The organism is Williamsia sp. M5A3_1d (genome assembly GCF_053345315.1).
Genome location: NZ_JBKEZX010000004.1, coordinates 587,859 through 603,901, shown reverse-complemented (window position 1 = coordinate 603,901; position 16,043 = coordinate 587,859). Strand labels below are relative to the sequence as shown.

The following is a 16,043-nucleotide window of genomic DNA, read 5'->3' as shown; positions in this document are numbered from 1 at the left end:
TCCCGTCACACGTCGGCGAGGTCGGGTAGACGGGTGACGACCCCGCGGTCGCCGTCGACGCGAACACGGTCGCCGGTGTGCAGTGAGCGGCTGGCGACCAGTGTGTTGACGACACAGGGCAGTCCGTACTCCCGGGCGACCACCGCGCCGTGGGAGACCGAGCTGCCGATGTCGGTCACCAGCGCGGCGATGACGGTGAAGTACGGGGTCCACCCGACGTCGGTGACCGGCGCGACGAGGACCTCGCCGCGCCGCACGTCTCGTGCTTCCGCGATCGACTTCGCCACGCGGACAATTCCTTCGACGCATCCGCGACCCGCCGGTCGACCCACGATCTCGGTATCGTCGGCCGCGGACGGTGGTCGCGCCACCAGAGGAACCGGACGCCCCACCGAGACGTCCTCGAACTCCAGCGCCTCCTGAAACGCGAGCGCCTCCCGGCGTCGGAGTGCGGTGTCCACCAGGTCGGTGATGTCTTCGGCGCCGACCACACGGTGCAGTTCGCTGCGATCGAAGAAGTACACGAGGTCGGCGTCGGGCAGCCGTCCCGAGCGAGCGAGCACCTGCCCCAGGTGGGCGAAGCCGAGTTTGAGTGCGTGGGCGATTGCCGCCAACCTTGACTTCGTCTCCTCCCGTCCCCGTGCACCGCGGCGCGCCAGCCGAGCCAGGATCCGAACCGCTGCCGGCGCCACGGCCTCCTCGGGCGGCGTCGAGGCTCGACGTGCCGTCGGCTCGGTCGCCGAGCGCACCATCACCTGCAGCATGGTCCCCAGACCATGTGGGTCCTCGCCCCACGAGGGGTCGCGCATACACAGCTCGCGGTAGCCGCGGTGACCATGGCGGTGGAGAAAGCCTCGAAGCGCCACTCCGGCAACGCCGCTCGACGCACGGAGCCGGGTGACAGCATCGCCGGGGTCGGACTCGAGGAAGTCCTCGACCGACAGGTCGGCGGCGATCGCATGGGCCACCGTGTCGAGTTCGGCGAGCATCAGCGCGCTCTCGACATCGGATGCCCCGGCCATCAACCGGCTCGCGGCGGCCCGCCCGTCGTCGTCAGAACCCCCGTCCGCCTGCGTCCGGCGGATCACGACGCTCTCGAGCACATTCGCAGCGACCGCGGCACGCGACGACGACCGGACGTGGGTGACCATGACCTCGCAGAACAGTTCCACACCGATGTCCAATCGGTGCAACACCTCTCGAGGATCCCCGTCATCGGGGACACGGAAGGCGGCGATCTGATCACCGAGACGCCGGATGGCCGGCCCGGCGGACATCGCGAAACTCGTGAGCAAAAAGGTGTTGACCAGTCGACGGAAGAACGGCTGCGGTGGTTTCGGCACGAGTTCCTCGACCACCCGGCCGCACACCGACATCGAGAACTGTTCCAGCGAGTTGCCCAGGATCCCCGAGCTCAGCGCGGTTCCCTCGGTGAGGTTGAGGAACATGTGTCCCTGAAAGTATCCGACCTGCCGCCAGGGCTTCTCGTATCGCGGCTGGGCCCGGGCGACCACCTGGGTCATCTGCATGGCGTAGTCGATCGCGAAGCCGGACACCGACGCGGTGAGTGGGCAGTACGCGCCCGGCATCATCTCGCCGATGTTGCAGCGCGTGTACACATGGTCCTCGCCCGCCAGGGGTGAATCCATGGCGTCGAGCGCGCCGGGCAGGGTGGTGATCGGACGGGCCTGCAGCCACCACAGTCGGCCGGATCGGTCGATCGCCCACTCCAGATCCATCGGTGTGCGCCACTTCTCCGCCGCCCGTAGTGCCCCGTCACGGATGTCGTCGACCTCTGTCGTGGACAGGACGGTGTCCGCGCCGATCTCGTGGATGACGCAGTGGCCGTCGGCATCCAGCACGAGATGCTCGGGCGAGGCGGTGCCGTCGACGAGACTGTCGCCCAGACCGGCGACCGCGTCGATCACCATCAGATCGCGCCGACCTGATGTCGGATCCGCGGAGAACACCACCCCGGCGGCTCGGGCATCCACCATCTGCTGGACCACGAGATGCATCGTCGCGCGTTCGCGGCCCGCGTACGCCGAGACACGATTCGAGCTCGTCGACGCGATGCAGGTCTGGACGGCTCGCACCAGATCATCTGCGCTGCCCACCCCCAGCACCGTGTCGTACTGACCGGCGAACGATTGGTCGCCGCCGTCTTCCCCGACCGCCGAGGATCGCACCGCCACCGATGTCGCCCCCGCGTCCTGCATGCGGCCGAGCCACTGTTCGGCGGCTTCGACGGTGATTCCTTCGGCGGGGTCGACGATGACGAAGCCCGGCGGCACCCGGAACCCCAGCCGCCGCAGCTGCGCCAGTCCGGCGGCTTTGCCGCCGAACCGGTCGTCAACGACGTCGTCGAACTCGACGGTCGCCGTCACGTCGGCCGCGCCAAGCTGTCGACGACCTCGGCGAGGGCTCTCGCATCGATCGGGCCGGGTTGATACAGACAGATCCGGTCCGACACCCCGTCGACGCGGTCGCGGATACGTGCCGCCACCTCGCCGGGAGTGCCGCAGGCGGCGATGGTGTGGAGGATGTCGTCGTCGATCAACCCGGCCATCTCGCGCCACCGCCCCTGCTTCGACATCGCGTTCAGCTCGGGCTGGAGGTCACCCCATCCGTGCGCGTCGAGCACGGGCCGATAGGCCGGCGTGGAACCGTAGAACGCCAACAGCATCCGCGTCGACGCATGGTCTCCCCCACCGGCGAGGCCGCTCTCGGGTTCGACGGAGACGATGATCTCGGGCACCACCTCGAGGTCGTCGCGACTGCGGCCGGCCGCGGCGAGACCGGCATGCACGGCCGGCATCGTCGACTCGTGCAGGAAATGCTTCGAACTGAACGGCATCACCAGCAGCCCGTCGGCCACCTCGGCGGTGGCGGCGGTCAGGCGCGGTCCCAAGGCGCCCAGATAGATCGGCGGTGGTCCGAACGGGTTGGGGCCCGGCACGAACGTCGGTGTCATGAGTGTGTGCCGGTGGTACTCGCCGCGGAAATCGAGGCGCTCACCGGTGTTCCACGTCGCGAAGATGGCGCGCAGGGCGGCCACCATCTCCTTCATGCGGTCCACGGGATGGTCGAACTGTGCCCCGTATCGCTTCTCGATCTGCGCCCTGATCTGTGTCCCGAGCCCGAGGATGAAACGCCCCTCGCTCAGCAGCTGCAGGTCGTTGGCCTGGTGGGCGAGCTGGATCGGGTTGCGCGGGAACGCGATCGCGACGTTGGACATGAGGTCGAGCCCCGGCACCGTCGACGCCAGCACCAGTGGCGTGAAGACGTCGAAGGGCCCCTCGAAGGTGAACACCCCCGATGCTCCGGCCCCGCGCAACACCTCGGCGCGCTCGATGGCGTCGGTGGGGCCGAACAGGGCGGTCATGACCTTCATGGCCGCGGCGCCTGCCCCGCCACGTCGGTCCAGTCGGTGAAACCCGACGGGTGGTGGGGACCGATCACCCCGTGCTCGAACAGTCCGGCACCGTGATGCACGGTGCCGTCGGCGTCGGTGGCCACCGCGGAGCAGACGTGGTCGATGAGGCTGAACGCCGCCCGCGCCATCACGTCGGGATCGGTGAGGTCGAAGTGCACGCGCTCGGTGAACCCCTCGCCCTTCCACGTCCCGTGCGCCCACGTCGGGTCGCCGCCGTAGCCGGCGCCGAAGGCGATGGGGGCGAACAGCTTCGACTCGAGGTCGAGCGCGCTCCGGTCGCCGGCGCGATTCATGAACTCGATGTGTGCGCTGCGCGGGATCCGAGTTCCGGGGGTGTAGTCGATCTCGACTCGCACACCGTCGAGCTGTTCCACGCGGCCATCGGCCCACCGGCGCGTGCAGTCGTAGAGACTCCTGTGTCCCTCGGCGTCCTCCTGCAGGATGAGGAACAGCTGATGATCGTCGAAGGTGAGCGGGACGTAGAGCCACCAGATGCCCTGCAGGGCATCGTCGGGGCGGCCCGTCGGCTCGGGCTCCCCGATCGGGCGGATCCCCCACGACCGGTCTCGGCTCGCGACGCTGGTGTCGTGTCCCACCTCGAGGCGATCGCCGTCGACATCGATCCACCCGTGCCAGGTACCGACCTGCGCGAAACGGCAGGCCTCGAGGGTGACCCGGCGGCGACTGAGCATGGAGTGCGGACGCTCCAGCGCCGCGGGAAACGCGCCACGCCAGGTGAGGTCGGCCGACATCCCCTCGGTGGGCGCGAGGGTCAGGTGGATCTCCTGCAGCGGTTCGACGACCTCGAGGCGGTAGCCGTTCACGTGCGGGTGAAGCCGATCGTCGTCGATGCTGTCACTGAGGTGGACCGCGGTCTGGGTGTTCCCTCGGCGGACCACGAAGTAGGCGTCTTTGACGCCCAGACGCGGGTAGTAGCCGATCCCGGTGAGCGCGATGAACTGCCCGCCGCGGTCGAGCACGTTGAAGTACGACCGGTCGTAGAACTGCCGGTCCGACGGTTCGGGCCATGTGACGGGAGCCGGTGTCTGGTGGATCGGATACTCGTCGAGCGGACTGAGAAGCACCGGACTCTCCCTCGAATACGATGTGTGCCGTATCGGAATTACTCTGGCGACATGGCACCAGAAAGCCGCAGCGAAAACAAGGGGTCGGCGCCGTCGGGCGCAGGTCGTCCGCGGGACACGCGGATCGATGCGGCGATCATCGCGGCCACGCGAGAACTGATCGTCGAGACGGGCTACCCCGCTCTGACGCTGTCGGCGATCGCGGCGCGCGCAGGGACGACCACGGCGGCGATCTACCGACGATGGTCGGGTAAGACCCAACTGGTCCACGAGGCGGTGCTCTCGGCCGATTCAGTTCCTGCCGCCGATGGTTCTGGCGACATCCGCGGTGAGATCCGTGCGGTCGTCGAGACCGTACGCGCCATCTTCGACAAACCCTATGTGCGCGTGGCGTTGCCGGGTCTGATCGCCGACACCGTGGCCGACCCCGAGGTGCACGCGATGATGATCGGTCGACTCGCAGGTAACCTCACCGCGTTCGAGTCGCGTTTCGGAGGTGGGCGTCGTGCCGACGACCGCCTCCCCATGCTCGCCGAGGTGGTCGCCGGAACGGTGATCGTCCGGCTACTCATCCGCCAGGACGCCGTCCTCGACGACGAATGGGTCGAGGAGATGACCCGCATGATCACCGATCCCTGGGACGGCCCGGCGATCACGAGCGGTGGTTGATCGCGAACGCGCGCGATCTGGGCTCCTCTCCCGATCACCTGCCGATGCTGTCGAGGTGAGCGACATCGTGTGCGGACAGGGACAGCGACGCCCCGGCGATGTTCTGTCGAAGGTGTGTGACTCGGGATGTCCCCGGGATGAGCAGGATGTTGCTCGACCGTTGCAGCAGCCACGCGAGGGCCACGGCCATCGGGGTGGCATCGAGGCCCGCCGCGACGGTCGAGAGGGCGTCGGCCTGCGGGGGGGTGAAGCCACCGAGGGGAAAGAACGGGACGTAGGCGATGCCGTCCGAGGCGAGAGTGTCGATGAGTGCATCGTCCGATCGGTGCGCCAGGTTGTACATGTTCTGCACGCACACGATCGGTGCGATCGTGCGGGCCTCGGCGACCTGCTCAGCGGTGACATTGCTGACCCCGAGGTGCGCGATCAACCCCTGGTGCTGGAGTTCGGCAAGCGTGTCCATCGCTTCGGCCATCGACGCGGGTTTCGGGCCCGTCGCATCACCCATCCGCATGTTCACAAGACCGAGCTGCTCCGCCCCCAGAGTCGCGAGGTTCTGGTGGACCTGTCGACGAAGGTCGTCGGGCGTGCGAGCGGTGGGCCAGCCGCCGTGTGCGTCGCGGTCAGCCCCGACCTTCGTGGCGATGAGCAGCGAGGCGTCGGATCGACCCAGGGCCTCACGGATCAATTCGTTGGTGACGTGGGGGCCGTACGCGTCGCTGGTGTCGATGTGGGTGACACCCGCGTCGACCGCGTCACGCAGCACCGCGATCGCCGCGTCGTGGTCAGCAGGTGGTCCCATCACCCCAGGGCCGGCGAGCTGCATGGCTCCATAGCCGAAGCGTGTGATCGTCCGATCTCCCAGGGTCCAGGTTCCGCCGGGAAGTGACGTGGATTGTGTGCTCATCTGCTGTGCGCCTCTCTGACATGTTCGCAGGGTGGATGTACCCCGCCGCCGCTAGTATCGGAGCGCAACTCTCCGCTGGGAAGTACGCACCTGGGAGTGCGTAACCCACCAAGGCTCCGAAAGATGACCACCATGGCGACGACGACCGCGAACCAGAGGCGCGACGAGCAGAAGAACTCCTACAACGCGCTGCTTGCGGGGTGTCCGAGTCGCCAGCTGCTCGACCGACTGTCCAGCAAGTGGGTCGTCCTCATCCTGTGTGCCCTGGGTGGCGACGGCCCTGAGGGCACAGGAGAGCCGCGATCCCTGCGATATTCGCAGCTGTCCCGCATCATCGCCGGCGTCAGCCAGAAGATGCTGACCCAGACCCTCCGGACGCTGGAACGGGATGGACTGCTGACCCGCACCGTCACCCCGACCGTGCCGGTCACCGTCGATTACACGCTGACCGAACTCGGTGTCTCGCTGCACGACACCACCCGCCGACTACGAGCATGGGCGCAGGACAACATGGATTCCGTTCAGGCCCATCGCGCCGACTACGACCGACTCGATGCATCCGGGTGAATCCCTGCCCACGTGCATGATTCGTGTACAAGAACCGACCGGCGACGGACCATCGGCGCCCGCGGAGTGTGGACCGGTCAGGCGTAGTGGCCGATGGCCCACGCGCGGGCGGCGTCGGTGGTGACGGTGTCGACCACCTCGCCGTCCTGATACAGGTCCGTCTCCACGACGATCGACTTCTCGATCGCCTCGCGCCACGCCCGCACCGGTCCCTCGCCGAATGCCTTGTGCGGGAGCAGGTCGTCGATCATCACCACCGAGTTCTCGTGTGCCAGACGAGCCATGTTGGCGATGTCGGTGGCGGCGACCTCGTAGGTGTGGCCGCCGTCGATGAACAGGACGTCGAAGGTCTCCCCCGCGTTCTCCGCCGCGAAGGCCGGAACGGTCTCGGTGGAGTCGCCGGTGATCAGCGTGTGTCGGCCGGGGAACTCGTCGTCGATGCACTGTTTGGCCGTGGCGACGTACTCGTGGTCACCGAGATCGAACGAGGTCACCTCCACCTGCGGATCGGCGCGGAGGAACGCGTGACTCGAGAACCCGGCGTTGAACCCGATCTCGACGATCCGCCGGACGCCGTCGCGGCGCGCGAGGGACTCGAGGAACTCCATCTCGGTGTCGCTGACCGATCCCTCGACGAACCATCCGTTGCTCCGCGCGTCGTCGACGTTGGCCAGAAGGCGCTCAAAACCCATGTGTCACCGATCCATTGCCATGAGAGCCGGGACATCGGCTCCGATGGTCCCATCCTAGGGGGCGTCGCCACACGGCTTCGACGCGTTCAGTGGATGACGCGATACCGAAGGTGGGCCACGCCGGGGGCCTCGAGCACCCGGATCAGTTCGAGCTGGGGTCGCCCTGGTTCGAAACCCTCGAACAGCCTCTCGCCGGCGCCGAGGATCTCGGGGCTGAGCTGGATGTCGATTTCGTCGACGATGCCGGCCGCGATGGCCTGTCGGGCACACGATGCGCCGCCCGCGATCGAGATCGACCGCCCCGCCGCGGCCTCGGTCGCCTGCGCGTAGGCGGATTCGATCCCGTCGGTCACGAAGAAGAAGGTGGTGCCGCCCTCGAGCTCGATCGGTTCGTGCGCATGATGGGTGAGGACGAAGACCGGGCAGTGATACGGCGGCTCGTCGCCCCACCACCCCGTCCAGTCCGAGTCACCCCAGTCACCACGGACGGGGCCGAACATGTTGCGCCCCATGATGGTCGCGCCCATGTCGTCGAGCATCTCCGACATGACCTGTCGGTTGATGGGATGATCGAGACCGGGCCCGATGTGCCATGTGTGCACACGCTGGCCACCGATCCCGAGCGGGTTGTCGGCGCTCTGCTGCGGGCCGGCGACGAAACCGTCCACCGACATCGACATGGACAGGTTGGTGCGGCTCATGCTGTACCCGTTCGTTCGTCGTTCGACTGGTGCCGGGGATCGCGCCCGGCGAGCGCGAGGATACGTCCGAGGCGGTCGGTGTCGTCATCGATCGGCGCGACCGGTCCGAACGGCCCGGCCCCGGTCTCGGGGTCTGCGGGGAACAGCGTGAAGAACCGCTCCACCTCGTCGAGGGTCGTGTCGTCCACGCGCACGGTGTGGTCGGTGGCCCGTGCCAGGTCCCACGCGTGGACGGTCAGTTCCTCGGCCGCGACGACAGCATTGTCCTGCGCCGGCATCTCGATTCCTCCGGCGCTGACATGCCCCTGCCAGGCGCTGGGTTCGCCCCATGCCGAGGCGAGGTCGTGGAGCTGCTGCGGGATGGCTGTGCGCCAATCGCTCACCAGGCCGTCCGGTGGACGGATCGGGGCCTTGCGGGCGTTGTCGGTGAAGACGCTGCTGAACTGGTGGATGTGTGCCAACAGATCGCGCACAGACCAGTCGTCGCAGGGCGTCGGTCGGTCGAGATCGTCGTCCTCGACCGCATTGACCAGGCGCCTCATCTCCTGTGCTGCGGGGCCCAGATCGAACATGTCTTCCTCCATCGGTCGGTGTCGAGGATGTAGACCCCGGCCGCGACGAGAACTCATCGGAGGAGCGAGCGGCTCAGGTGAGTACGGCGCCCTCGGACGCCGAACCGACCAGCTTGGTGTACTTCGCGAGCACACCGCGGGTGTAGCGCGGTGGCAGCGGCGCCCAGTCCTGGCGACGCGCCTCGAGTTCCAGCTCGTCAACGAGCAAGTCGAGCGTGCCCTTGCCGACGTCGAGCCGGATCGGGTCGCCGTCGGCGACGAAAGCGATGGGGCCGGCATCGACCGCCTCGGGCGCCACGTGGCCGACGCAGAGTCCGGTGGTGCCGCCGGAGAACCGGCCGTCGGTGAGCAGCAGGACATCCTTGCCGAGTCCGGCGCCCTTGATCGCGCCGGTGATCGCCAGCATCTCTCGCATCCCCGGGCCGCCCTTGGGGCCCTCGTACCGGATGACGACGACGTCGCCCGCGGAGATCGTGCCGTCCTCGAGGGCATCCATCGCGGCGCGCTCGCGCTCGAAAACCCTTGCTGTGCCCTCGAACACATCGGAGTCGAAGCCCGCCGACTTCACCACCGCGCCGCCGGGCGCGAGGGATCCCTTGAGGATGGTGATACCACCCGTGGGGTGGATCGGCTCGCTCATCGCCCGCAGCACCTTGCCATCGGGGTCGGGCGGGGCGATGTGGGCGAGGTTCTCGGCCATGGTCTTCCCGGTGACGGTGAGGCAGTCGCCGTGCACCAGCCCGGCGTCGAGCAGGGCTTTCATGACGACGGGGACGCCACCGATCTGGTCGACGTCGGTCATGACGTGCTTGCCGAACGGCTTCACATCCGCCAGGTGCGGGACCCGGGAACCGACGCGGGTGAAATCGTCGAGGGTGAGCTCCACCTCGGCCTCGTTGGCGATCGCGAGCAGGTGCAGCACTGCGTTGGTGGACCCGCCGAACGCCATGACGACCGCGATGGCGTTCTCGAACGCCTCCTTGGTGAGGATGTCGCGCGCGGTGATCCCGCGACGCAACAGTTCGACGACGGCCTCGCCGCTGGCGTGGGCGAACTGGTCGCGACGACGGTCGGGTGCGGGCGGGGACGCGCTGCCCGGCAACGACATGCCGAGTGCCTCGGCGGCGCTGGCCATCGTGTTCGCGGTGTACATGCCGCCGCAGGCGCCCTCACCGGGACAGATTGCGCGCTCGATGGTGTCCACGTCCTCCCGGGACATCAGGCCGCGTGAGCAGGCGCCGACGGCCTCGAAGGCGTCGATGATCGTCACCTGGTGCTCGCTGCCGTCGGACAACGTCGCGAAACCGGGCAGAGTCGACCCCGCGTAGAGGAACACGCTCGCGAGGTCCAGACGCGCTGCGGCCATGAGCATCCCGGGCAGCGACTTGTCGCAACCGGCGAGCAGTACCGAACCGTCCAGGCGCTCGGCGCTCATCACGGTCTCGACGCTGTCGGCGATCACCTCGCGCGACACCAGGGAGAAGTGCATGCCCTCGTGGCCCATGGAGATGCCATCGGAGACGGAGATGGTGCCGAACTCGAGCGGGAACCCGCCGGCCGCGCTGACACCGCCCTTCACCGCCTTCGCGAGACGTTCCAGCGAGAGGTTGCACGGCGTGATCTCGTTCCACGACGACGCGACGCCGATCTGCGACTTGCCCCAGTCCTCGTCGCCCATGCCGACCGCGCGGAGCATGCCGCGGGCGGCGGTCTTCTCCAGGCCGTCGGTGACGTCGCGGCTGCGGGGTTTGATGTCCGGGGACTCGTTCTCGGGCGACATGGCACTCCTCGATCTGTGCGTGGGCGCGGTGGACAGGGCTGTCCGGCGCACCGATGCCGCGAACTGAGCGGCTCGTCGAGAAGTATGCCCCCGGGCCGTGCACGATCGTCGTCGAGTCGGGTCAAGTCCCCGGTCTCGGGGTGAGCCCGACGTGTTCGCCGGCGGCCGACCCGTCGGAACCTCCGGGGCTGGCACTCACATCGGTCGAATGTTAGAAAAGGGACGACAGCGCCCGATCGTCTCCGAGGAGGTTTGTCATGGATCCCCTGAGCAATCCCCTGCACAGCGTCGACGACGCCGATCTCATCGAGCAGTCCACCGAACTCGGCACCGACCCCGCCGGTCTCGAGGACTACCCCCACACCGACCACGACGAACCGGACGTGCCCGACGTTTCGTGACCATTCCGTGACCGGGGCATCGGTCGCGCACCGAAGTCCGTCGGGCACTTTCGCTGACGGGTGACGCGACCTACCGTCGAAGTCGTGAGTGAAAACGTCGTCATACCCGCCCTGCCGATCGGTACACACAAGTCGATCGCGGACCTCGTCGCCGAGGGTCACGCCCTCGCCGATGTCGCTGCCATTCTGGACATGTCGGTCATCGACGTGCTCCGGTGGTATTCGGAGATGGCGGCGGTCCTACACGTGCGGGAGTTGCCCGCCCTGGCAAAGCGCCTGCGCGACATGGAATACGGCAACGCCACCGTAAGTCCGTGGCGCCGGGACATGTTCACCACCGCCGCACTGTCCTCCGAGATCACCGACGCACCCGCACCGCTCGCCGGCTGAGGCGCGGGTCTCGGGCTCGATGAAAGCTCCGATCCCGCACGTACGGTGGAGATCATGGATCTGATCACCATCGACACGCCCGACGGAACCGCGCAAGCCCACGTCGCCACTCCCCCTTCCGGAACCGGTCCCGGTGTCCTGCTCTTCATGGACGCCATCGGGCTCCGTCCGCAGATAGCCGCCATGGCCGAACGCATCGCGTCGTGGGGCTTCGTGGTGTTGTCGCCCAACACCTTCTACCGCGACGGTGACGTGGACACCCTGATGCCGACCGTGGATCTCCGCGAACCCGGTGCGCGTGACGAGTTCTTCGCCGGGGTCGGACCACGGATGGCCGCGCTCACCACCGAGCGAGCCGTGCGCGACATCGCCGCGTACCACTCTGCGCTCCTCGCGCTCGACGCCGTCGTCGGCGACCGTGTGGGAACGGTGGGCTATTGCATGGGGGCGCGCCTGGTGACCCGCTACGCCGGTCAGTTCCCCGACAACGTCGTCGCCGCGGCCGGCTTCCACGGTGGTGGACTCGTCACCGACGACGCCGACAGCCCGCACCTCACGCTGGCCACGGCCCGCGCGGAGTTCGTCTATGGCCACGCCGACAACGACCGGTCGATGGATGCCGATGCGGTCGCAGCTCTCGGAGCGGCTCTCGACGCCGCCGGACTGACAGCCACGAACGAGATCTACCCCGACGCCCCGCACGGATACTCGATGGCCGACACCTCGATGTACCAGGAGGCCGGCGCCGAACGCAGCTTCACCGAGCTGCGAGATCTGTTCTCTCGCACGCTGGGGTGATGCGGAGGTAGGTGTTCCGCGCGGTCACATATAGCGCTACTCTGACATCAGACAATGGCGCTGTGTGTGATGGGAATGCGATGACCACGACCGACGCTCGACCTGTGACCCCGGTGGCGAGCAGCCTCGACCAGGGCATGGAGGCGATCACCCGGCGTCTCGCCGACTCGGCGACGCTGTCATCGCGTAACGCGATGACCGAGATCGACTGGAACGCCCCGCTCGACCCGACCGGTCACGGATGTTCCCCGGAGTGGTCGACGCTCTACGGCACCGACTACTGGGACGAACTGAGCGACGAGCAGCGGGTTACGCTCACGCGCCACGAATTCGCGTCGACCATGACGATCGGCATCTGGTTCGAGATGGCCCTGCAGAAGATGGTGATCCGCGACCAGCGCTCGTCACCGGTGCAGTCCGAGGAATTCCGGTTCGCGATGACCGAGGTCGCCGACGAATGTCGACACTCGCTCATGTTCGCGCTCGCCGCGCAGAAGATGGTCGGGACCTCGTATCGACCCGGTCCGCGCGTGGCCACGCTCGGAAGAATCTTCATGAACACGGCCGGGGGTGAACTCGCCTACGGCGGCATCCTGGTGGCCGAGGAGATCCTCGATGTGATGCAGCGGGGTTCGTTGGGCGACCCGAGGGTGCTGCCGATGATCCAGACCATCAACGAGATCCATGTGCTCGAGGAGTCGCGGCACATGCGCTTCGCGCGCGAGCAGGTGCGCGAGACGATGGCACACGCTGGACGACTGCGCCGCGAGTGCAGTGCCGTCCTGATCGCTCTCGGCGCCGAGCTGATCATCAGCAGCCTCGTGCGACCGCAGGCGTTCACCGACGCCGGTCTCGACCGTCGTCGTGCCGTCGGGGCCATGCTCACCAACGACCATCACCATCGGATGGTGCGGAGCGGGTCGGTCCACCTCATGCAGTTCCTCGACGAGGTCGGGCTCCTGACTCCTCGCGCAGCGCGGATCTACGCACGCATACACATGCTCTGACGCGAGGCGGTGGGCAAGACCGCCGCGGGCGCGTACTGTCGAGTCATGACTGATTCGAACACAGGTTCGACCCCTGACGACGCATCCACCACCGGTTCCGATGTCATCGGGGCAGGTGCCGGAAACACCACCGAGAAGGATCCCGAGGACTGGGTGACCGGCGATGAGCCGATGACCGGGGCTCAGCGCAGCTACCTCGACACCCTGGCGCGCGACGCCGGTGAGACGCTGTCGGCCGACCTGACGAAGGCGCAGGCCTCGGAGGAGATCGAGCGGCTGCGTGCCGCGACCGACCGCACCTGATCTGACCGTCGCGGCCGCATCGTCCGTAGCATCGAGGGATGAACGATGCGATCGCGACCGCGGGGAGCTGCGCCCTCTCCGACGACATCACCGTCACCCGGATGGGTTATGGCGCCATGCAATTGGCCGGTCCACATGTGTTCGGTCCCCCGGCCGACCGTGATGCCGCGGTCGCCGTGTTGCGCGCAGTGGTCGACGCCGGGGTCACGCACATCGACACCAGCGACTTCTACGGTCCTCACGTCACCAACCAGATCATCCGCGAGGCGTTGCACCCCTACCCCGACGATCTGCACATCGTCACCAAGGTGGGTGCCCGTCGGGACGCCGAGGGCAACTGGCCGTCGGCGTTGTCCCGCGACGACCTGCGATCGGCGGTGCACGACAACCTGACGAACCTGGGCCTCGACGCTCTCGACGTGGTGAACCTGCGGGTCGGCGGGTTCGGCGAGGCCACGCCGGGCTCGCTGGCGGAGCCCTTCACGCATCTCGTCGAGATGCAGCAGGAGGGATTGATCAAACACCTCGGCGTCAGCAACGTGAACGCCGAACAGGTGGCCGAGGCGCGGGCGATCGCGCCGATCGTCTGCGTGCAGAACAACTACAACGTCGCCCATCGCGTCGACGACGTCCTCGTCGACGAGCTGGCGGCGGCCGGGATCGCTTTCGTACCGTATTTCCCGCTCGGGGGTTTCTCGCCGCTGCAGTCCGAGCAGCTCGACGCTGTCGCCGAGCGGCTGCAGGCGTCCCCGATGAGTGTCGCCCTGGCGTGGCTGCTCGCCCACTCCCCCAACATCCTGCTGATCCCCGGTACCTCCTCGCGAGAACACCTCCGGGAGAACATCGCCGCCGCGGCGCTCGAGCTCCCCTCGGACGCGATGGCAGAGCTCGACGCGATCGGCTGACAGCCACACCGCCGTCCCCGGTGCCGCGACGAACGAGCCGGTCGTCACATCCGTTGAGGTACGGTCCACGGCGAACGGTCCCGACGACGGGGCCACTGTCGTAGGGGTGACGATGAGAGTTCGTACGGTCGGATCGGGTGAGAAGCGTTCCGTCGCCGGGTGGCACGAGGCGTCACAGCAGTGGGTCGACCTCGACGTTGCGGCCGACACGCTCGATCCTGCTGTCCGCGGCGATTCCACCCGCGACATGCTCACGTTCCTCGCCGCCCGCGAACGCGGACGCGACACCGCAGCGTCCCTGATGGACCGCGCGGTCGCCGACGGCGTCGCGATCGTGTCGCCGACCCCCGCCCGGCCACTGCAACCGGCGTCGCTGCGCTGCTTCATGGGATGGGAACAGCACTGGAGCCAGGCCGCCCACCAGCTGGTGCGGCGCAACCTGCCGGCCGCGATGCCCTTCATCCGCGGCGTGGAGATGGTGACCCGCAAGGACTTCCCCGCTCTGCGACCCGGCGCGTCGTTCTCCGAGCACCCGATGTACTACACCGGCAACCACCTCACCGTCCTCGCCGACGGAGATGTCGTCCCGTGGCCGTCGTACACCGATCTGCTGGATTTCGAGCTCGAGTTCGGGATGATCGTCGACCGTCCGCTCCGCGACGCCACATCCGCACAGGGCGCCGACGCCATCGGCGGTTTCGTCGTGTTCAACGATCTCAGTGCACGCGACACCCAGTGGGATGAGCAGCGCAACGGTTCCTTCGGACCCGTCGTGAAGACCAAGACGTTCGCCAGCTCGATGGGCTCGGTGGTCGTGACCGCCGATGAGGTTCTGGGCCGACTCGACGACCTCTCGGCGTCGGTGGTGGTCGACGGCGACACGTGGTCGTCCACCGGCACAGCAGGATTGCGGTACGGGCCGGGTGAGACGGTCGCCTATGCGAGCCGCGGCGAAGACGTGTTTCCCGGCGAGATGATGACCTCGGGCACCCTCCCGTCGGGCTGCGGCCTCGAACTCGACCGCTGGATCGCCCCGGGCAACACGGTGACGCTCTCCATCGACTTCATCGGTTCGGTCACCAACACCATCGGCGCGAAAGGCTGACCGGGGAGACCACGCGCCGGGATCATCGGGCGGTGTGGATCACCCGGTCGACGATCCGCTCGACCACTGCTTGTTCGACGTCGGTGCGCGGGGCGTAGAGGTACAGGTAACTGTCGGGCAGACCTATTCTTCCCGCCAGCGGGTGTCGCTCGCCCCAACCGCGATCGATGATCTCGTGGACGTCGGCGGGTGCGGCGACCACATGCAGAGAGCCCTGTCGGTGCACATGCGCGATCTCGCCACGTGCGTGGCGGGCCCAGTCGGTACCGGGCTCGGAACAGAACAGGGCGTCTCCCCGCTTCTCGAATCGGCTGCGGTCGAGACGAAACCCGTTCTCCGCAGACGCCTCTCGCAACCGCGTCTCCAACCCGGCCACCCGCGCGGAATCCACGTCGGCGCCGATCTCGCGGTGCGGGATCGGATAGGGCGCGATCGCGGGCCGGCACCCGTCGCGATCCGGTAGGTGCAGGCGGTCGACATCGTCGCCCGCCGGTGGATCGCCGCTGATGTCGAGCGGATCGCGGCCCCACGGTCGCAGGGCGCTCGTGATGACCCAGCCGATCTGGTTCGCGGGCAGACCGCCCGGCCCGAGCTCTTTCCAACCCCGGTAGTTCTGGGCGAGTCGGTTCATCGGCTCCTCCGGTCTGTGCAGGTGGGGGTTTCTCGGCGGCGCACCGGCACGGCCGCTCGCGCTTGTGCACACTTGTGCACAAAGAGCATCATGG

Annotated in this window: 18 protein-coding genes; 9 read left to right on the top strand and 9 right to left on the bottom strand. The window is 67.8% G+C overall.

The genetic code is table 11. From position 1 onward, the window contains the following. Positions 1-5 precede the first annotated feature (5 nt). From ACLBW1_RS19720 to ACLBW1_RS19710, 3 genes are read right to left on the bottom strand one after another with little or no spacing between them, the layout of a single operon-like run. The gene (locus ACLBW1_RS19720; RefSeq protein ID WP_447813474.1) at positions 6-2,387 is read right to left on the bottom strand and encodes a PEP/pyruvate-binding domain-containing protein; all 2,382 of its coding nucleotides are present in this window, start codon (positions 2,385-2,387) and stop codon (positions 6-8) included. Continuing rightward, positions 2,384-3,394, bottom strand: coding sequence for a TIGR03617 family F420-dependent LLM class oxidoreductase (locus tag ACLBW1_RS19715; RefSeq protein WP_447813473.1), 1,011 nt, complete (start codon positions 3,392-3,394; stop codon positions 2,384-2,386). The genes ACLBW1_RS19720 and ACLBW1_RS19715 overlap by 4 nt, the downstream gene beginning before the upstream one ends. Next, positions 3,391-4,521, bottom strand: a complete 1,131-nt coding sequence (locus tag ACLBW1_RS19710) for a hypothetical protein (protein WP_447813472.1) — start codon at positions 4,519-4,521, stop codon at positions 3,391-3,393. The genes ACLBW1_RS19715 and ACLBW1_RS19710 overlap by 4 nt, the downstream gene beginning before the upstream one ends. Before the next feature lie 51 nt (positions 4,522-4,572). On the opposite strand from ACLBW1_RS19710, the gene ACLBW1_RS19705 reads away from it, so the two are divergent. Next, on the top strand, positions 4,573-5,190 hold the full coding sequence (locus ACLBW1_RS19705; protein WP_447813471.1) for a TetR-like C-terminal domain-containing protein: 618 nt from the start codon (positions 4,573-4,575) through the stop codon (positions 5,188-5,190). 34 nt (positions 5,191-5,224) lie between these two features. Here ACLBW1_RS19705 and ACLBW1_RS19700 read toward each other — a convergent pair whose 3' ends face one another. Further along, the gene (locus ACLBW1_RS19700) at positions 5,225-6,097 is read right to left on the bottom strand and encodes an oxidoreductase (protein WP_447813470.1); all 873 of its coding nucleotides are present in this window, start codon (positions 6,095-6,097) and stop codon (positions 5,225-5,227) included. A gap of 132 nt (positions 6,098-6,229) precedes the next feature. On the opposite strand from ACLBW1_RS19700, the gene ACLBW1_RS19695 reads away from it, so the two are divergent. Then, positions 6,230-6,664 (top strand): winged helix-turn-helix transcriptional regulator, encoded by a 435-nt coding sequence (locus ACLBW1_RS19695; RefSeq protein ID WP_447813469.1) that lies wholly within the window; start codon positions 6,230-6,232, stop codon positions 6,662-6,664. Positions 6,665-6,741: 77 nt separating this feature from the next. Here ACLBW1_RS19695 and ACLBW1_RS19690 read toward each other — a convergent pair whose 3' ends face one another. The 4 genes from ACLBW1_RS19690 to ilvD all read right to left on the bottom strand — a co-directional run bounded on the left by ACLBW1_RS19690 (position 6,742) and on the right by ilvD (position 10,409). Then, positions 6,742-7,356 carry a class I SAM-dependent methyltransferase gene (locus ACLBW1_RS19690; protein WP_447813468.1) on the bottom strand — a complete coding sequence of 205 codons (615 nt, stop codon included), beginning with the start codon at positions 7,354-7,356 and terminating at the stop codon, positions 6,742-6,744. Positions 7,357-7,442: 86 nt separating this feature from the next. Further along, positions 7,443-8,057, bottom strand: coding sequence for a dihydrofolate reductase family protein (locus ACLBW1_RS19685; protein ID WP_447813467.1), 615 nt, complete (start codon positions 8,055-8,057; stop codon positions 7,443-7,445). After that, positions 8,054-8,629 (bottom strand): TIGR03086 family metal-binding protein, encoded by a 576-nt coding sequence (locus tag ACLBW1_RS19680; protein WP_447813466.1) that lies wholly within the window; start codon positions 8,627-8,629, stop codon positions 8,054-8,056. Before ACLBW1_RS19680 ends, ACLBW1_RS19685 begins: the two co-directional genes overlap by 4 nt. A 73-nt stretch (positions 8,630-8,702) precedes the next feature. Beyond that, positions 8,703-10,409, bottom strand: coding sequence for a dihydroxy-acid dehydratase (gene ilvD, locus ACLBW1_RS19675; RefSeq protein WP_447813465.1), 1,707 nt, complete (start codon positions 10,407-10,409; stop codon positions 8,703-8,705). Between the two features lie 257 nt (positions 10,410-10,666). Here ilvD and ACLBW1_RS19670 point away from each other — a divergent pair, with 257 nt between their 5' ends. The 7 genes from ACLBW1_RS19670 (at position 10,667) to ACLBW1_RS19640 (ending at position 15,318) form a co-directional block, all read left to right on the top strand. Further along, positions 10,667-10,810 carry a hypothetical protein gene (locus tag ACLBW1_RS19670; RefSeq protein ID WP_447813464.1) on the top strand — a complete coding sequence of 48 codons (144 nt, stop codon included), beginning with the start codon at positions 10,667-10,669 and terminating at the stop codon, positions 10,808-10,810. A gap of 84 nt (positions 10,811-10,894) precedes the next feature. Beyond that, positions 10,895-11,200: a hypothetical protein gene (locus ACLBW1_RS19665; RefSeq protein WP_447813463.1), complete on the top strand. Its 306-nt coding sequence runs from the start codon at positions 10,895-10,897 to the stop codon at positions 11,198-11,200. A 54-nt stretch (positions 11,201-11,254) separates the two neighbouring features. Further along, positions 11,255-11,998, top strand: coding sequence for a dienelactone hydrolase family protein (locus ACLBW1_RS19660; RefSeq protein WP_447813462.1), 744 nt, complete (start codon positions 11,255-11,257; stop codon positions 11,996-11,998). Positions 11,999-12,078: 80 nt separating this feature from the next. Further along, positions 12,079-13,005, top strand: a complete 927-nt coding sequence (locus ACLBW1_RS19655) for an AurF N-oxygenase family protein (RefSeq protein WP_447813461.1) — start codon at positions 12,079-12,081, stop codon at positions 13,003-13,005. A 45-nt stretch (positions 13,006-13,050) separates the two neighbouring features. Beyond that, positions 13,051-13,308, top strand: coding sequence for a DUF3072 domain-containing protein (locus tag ACLBW1_RS19650; protein ID WP_447813460.1), 258 nt, complete (start codon positions 13,051-13,053; stop codon positions 13,306-13,308). A 38-nt stretch (positions 13,309-13,346) separates the two neighbouring features. Then, positions 13,347-14,213, top strand: coding sequence for an oxidoreductase (locus ACLBW1_RS19645; RefSeq protein WP_447813459.1), 867 nt, complete (start codon positions 13,347-13,349; stop codon positions 14,211-14,213). A 112-nt stretch (positions 14,214-14,325) separates the two neighbouring features. Then, positions 14,326-15,318 (top strand): fumarylacetoacetate hydrolase family protein, encoded by a 993-nt coding sequence (locus ACLBW1_RS19640; RefSeq protein ID WP_447813458.1) that lies wholly within the window; start codon positions 14,326-14,328, stop codon positions 15,316-15,318. 22 nt (positions 15,319-15,340) lie between these two features. Here ACLBW1_RS19640 and ACLBW1_RS19635 read toward each other — a convergent pair whose 3' ends face one another. After that, complete coding sequence (locus ACLBW1_RS19635; RefSeq protein ID WP_447813457.1) at positions 15,341-15,949, bottom strand: luciferase domain-containing protein; 609 nt, start codon at positions 15,947-15,949, stop codon at positions 15,341-15,343. Between the last annotated feature and the right edge of the window lie 94 nt (positions 15,950-16,043).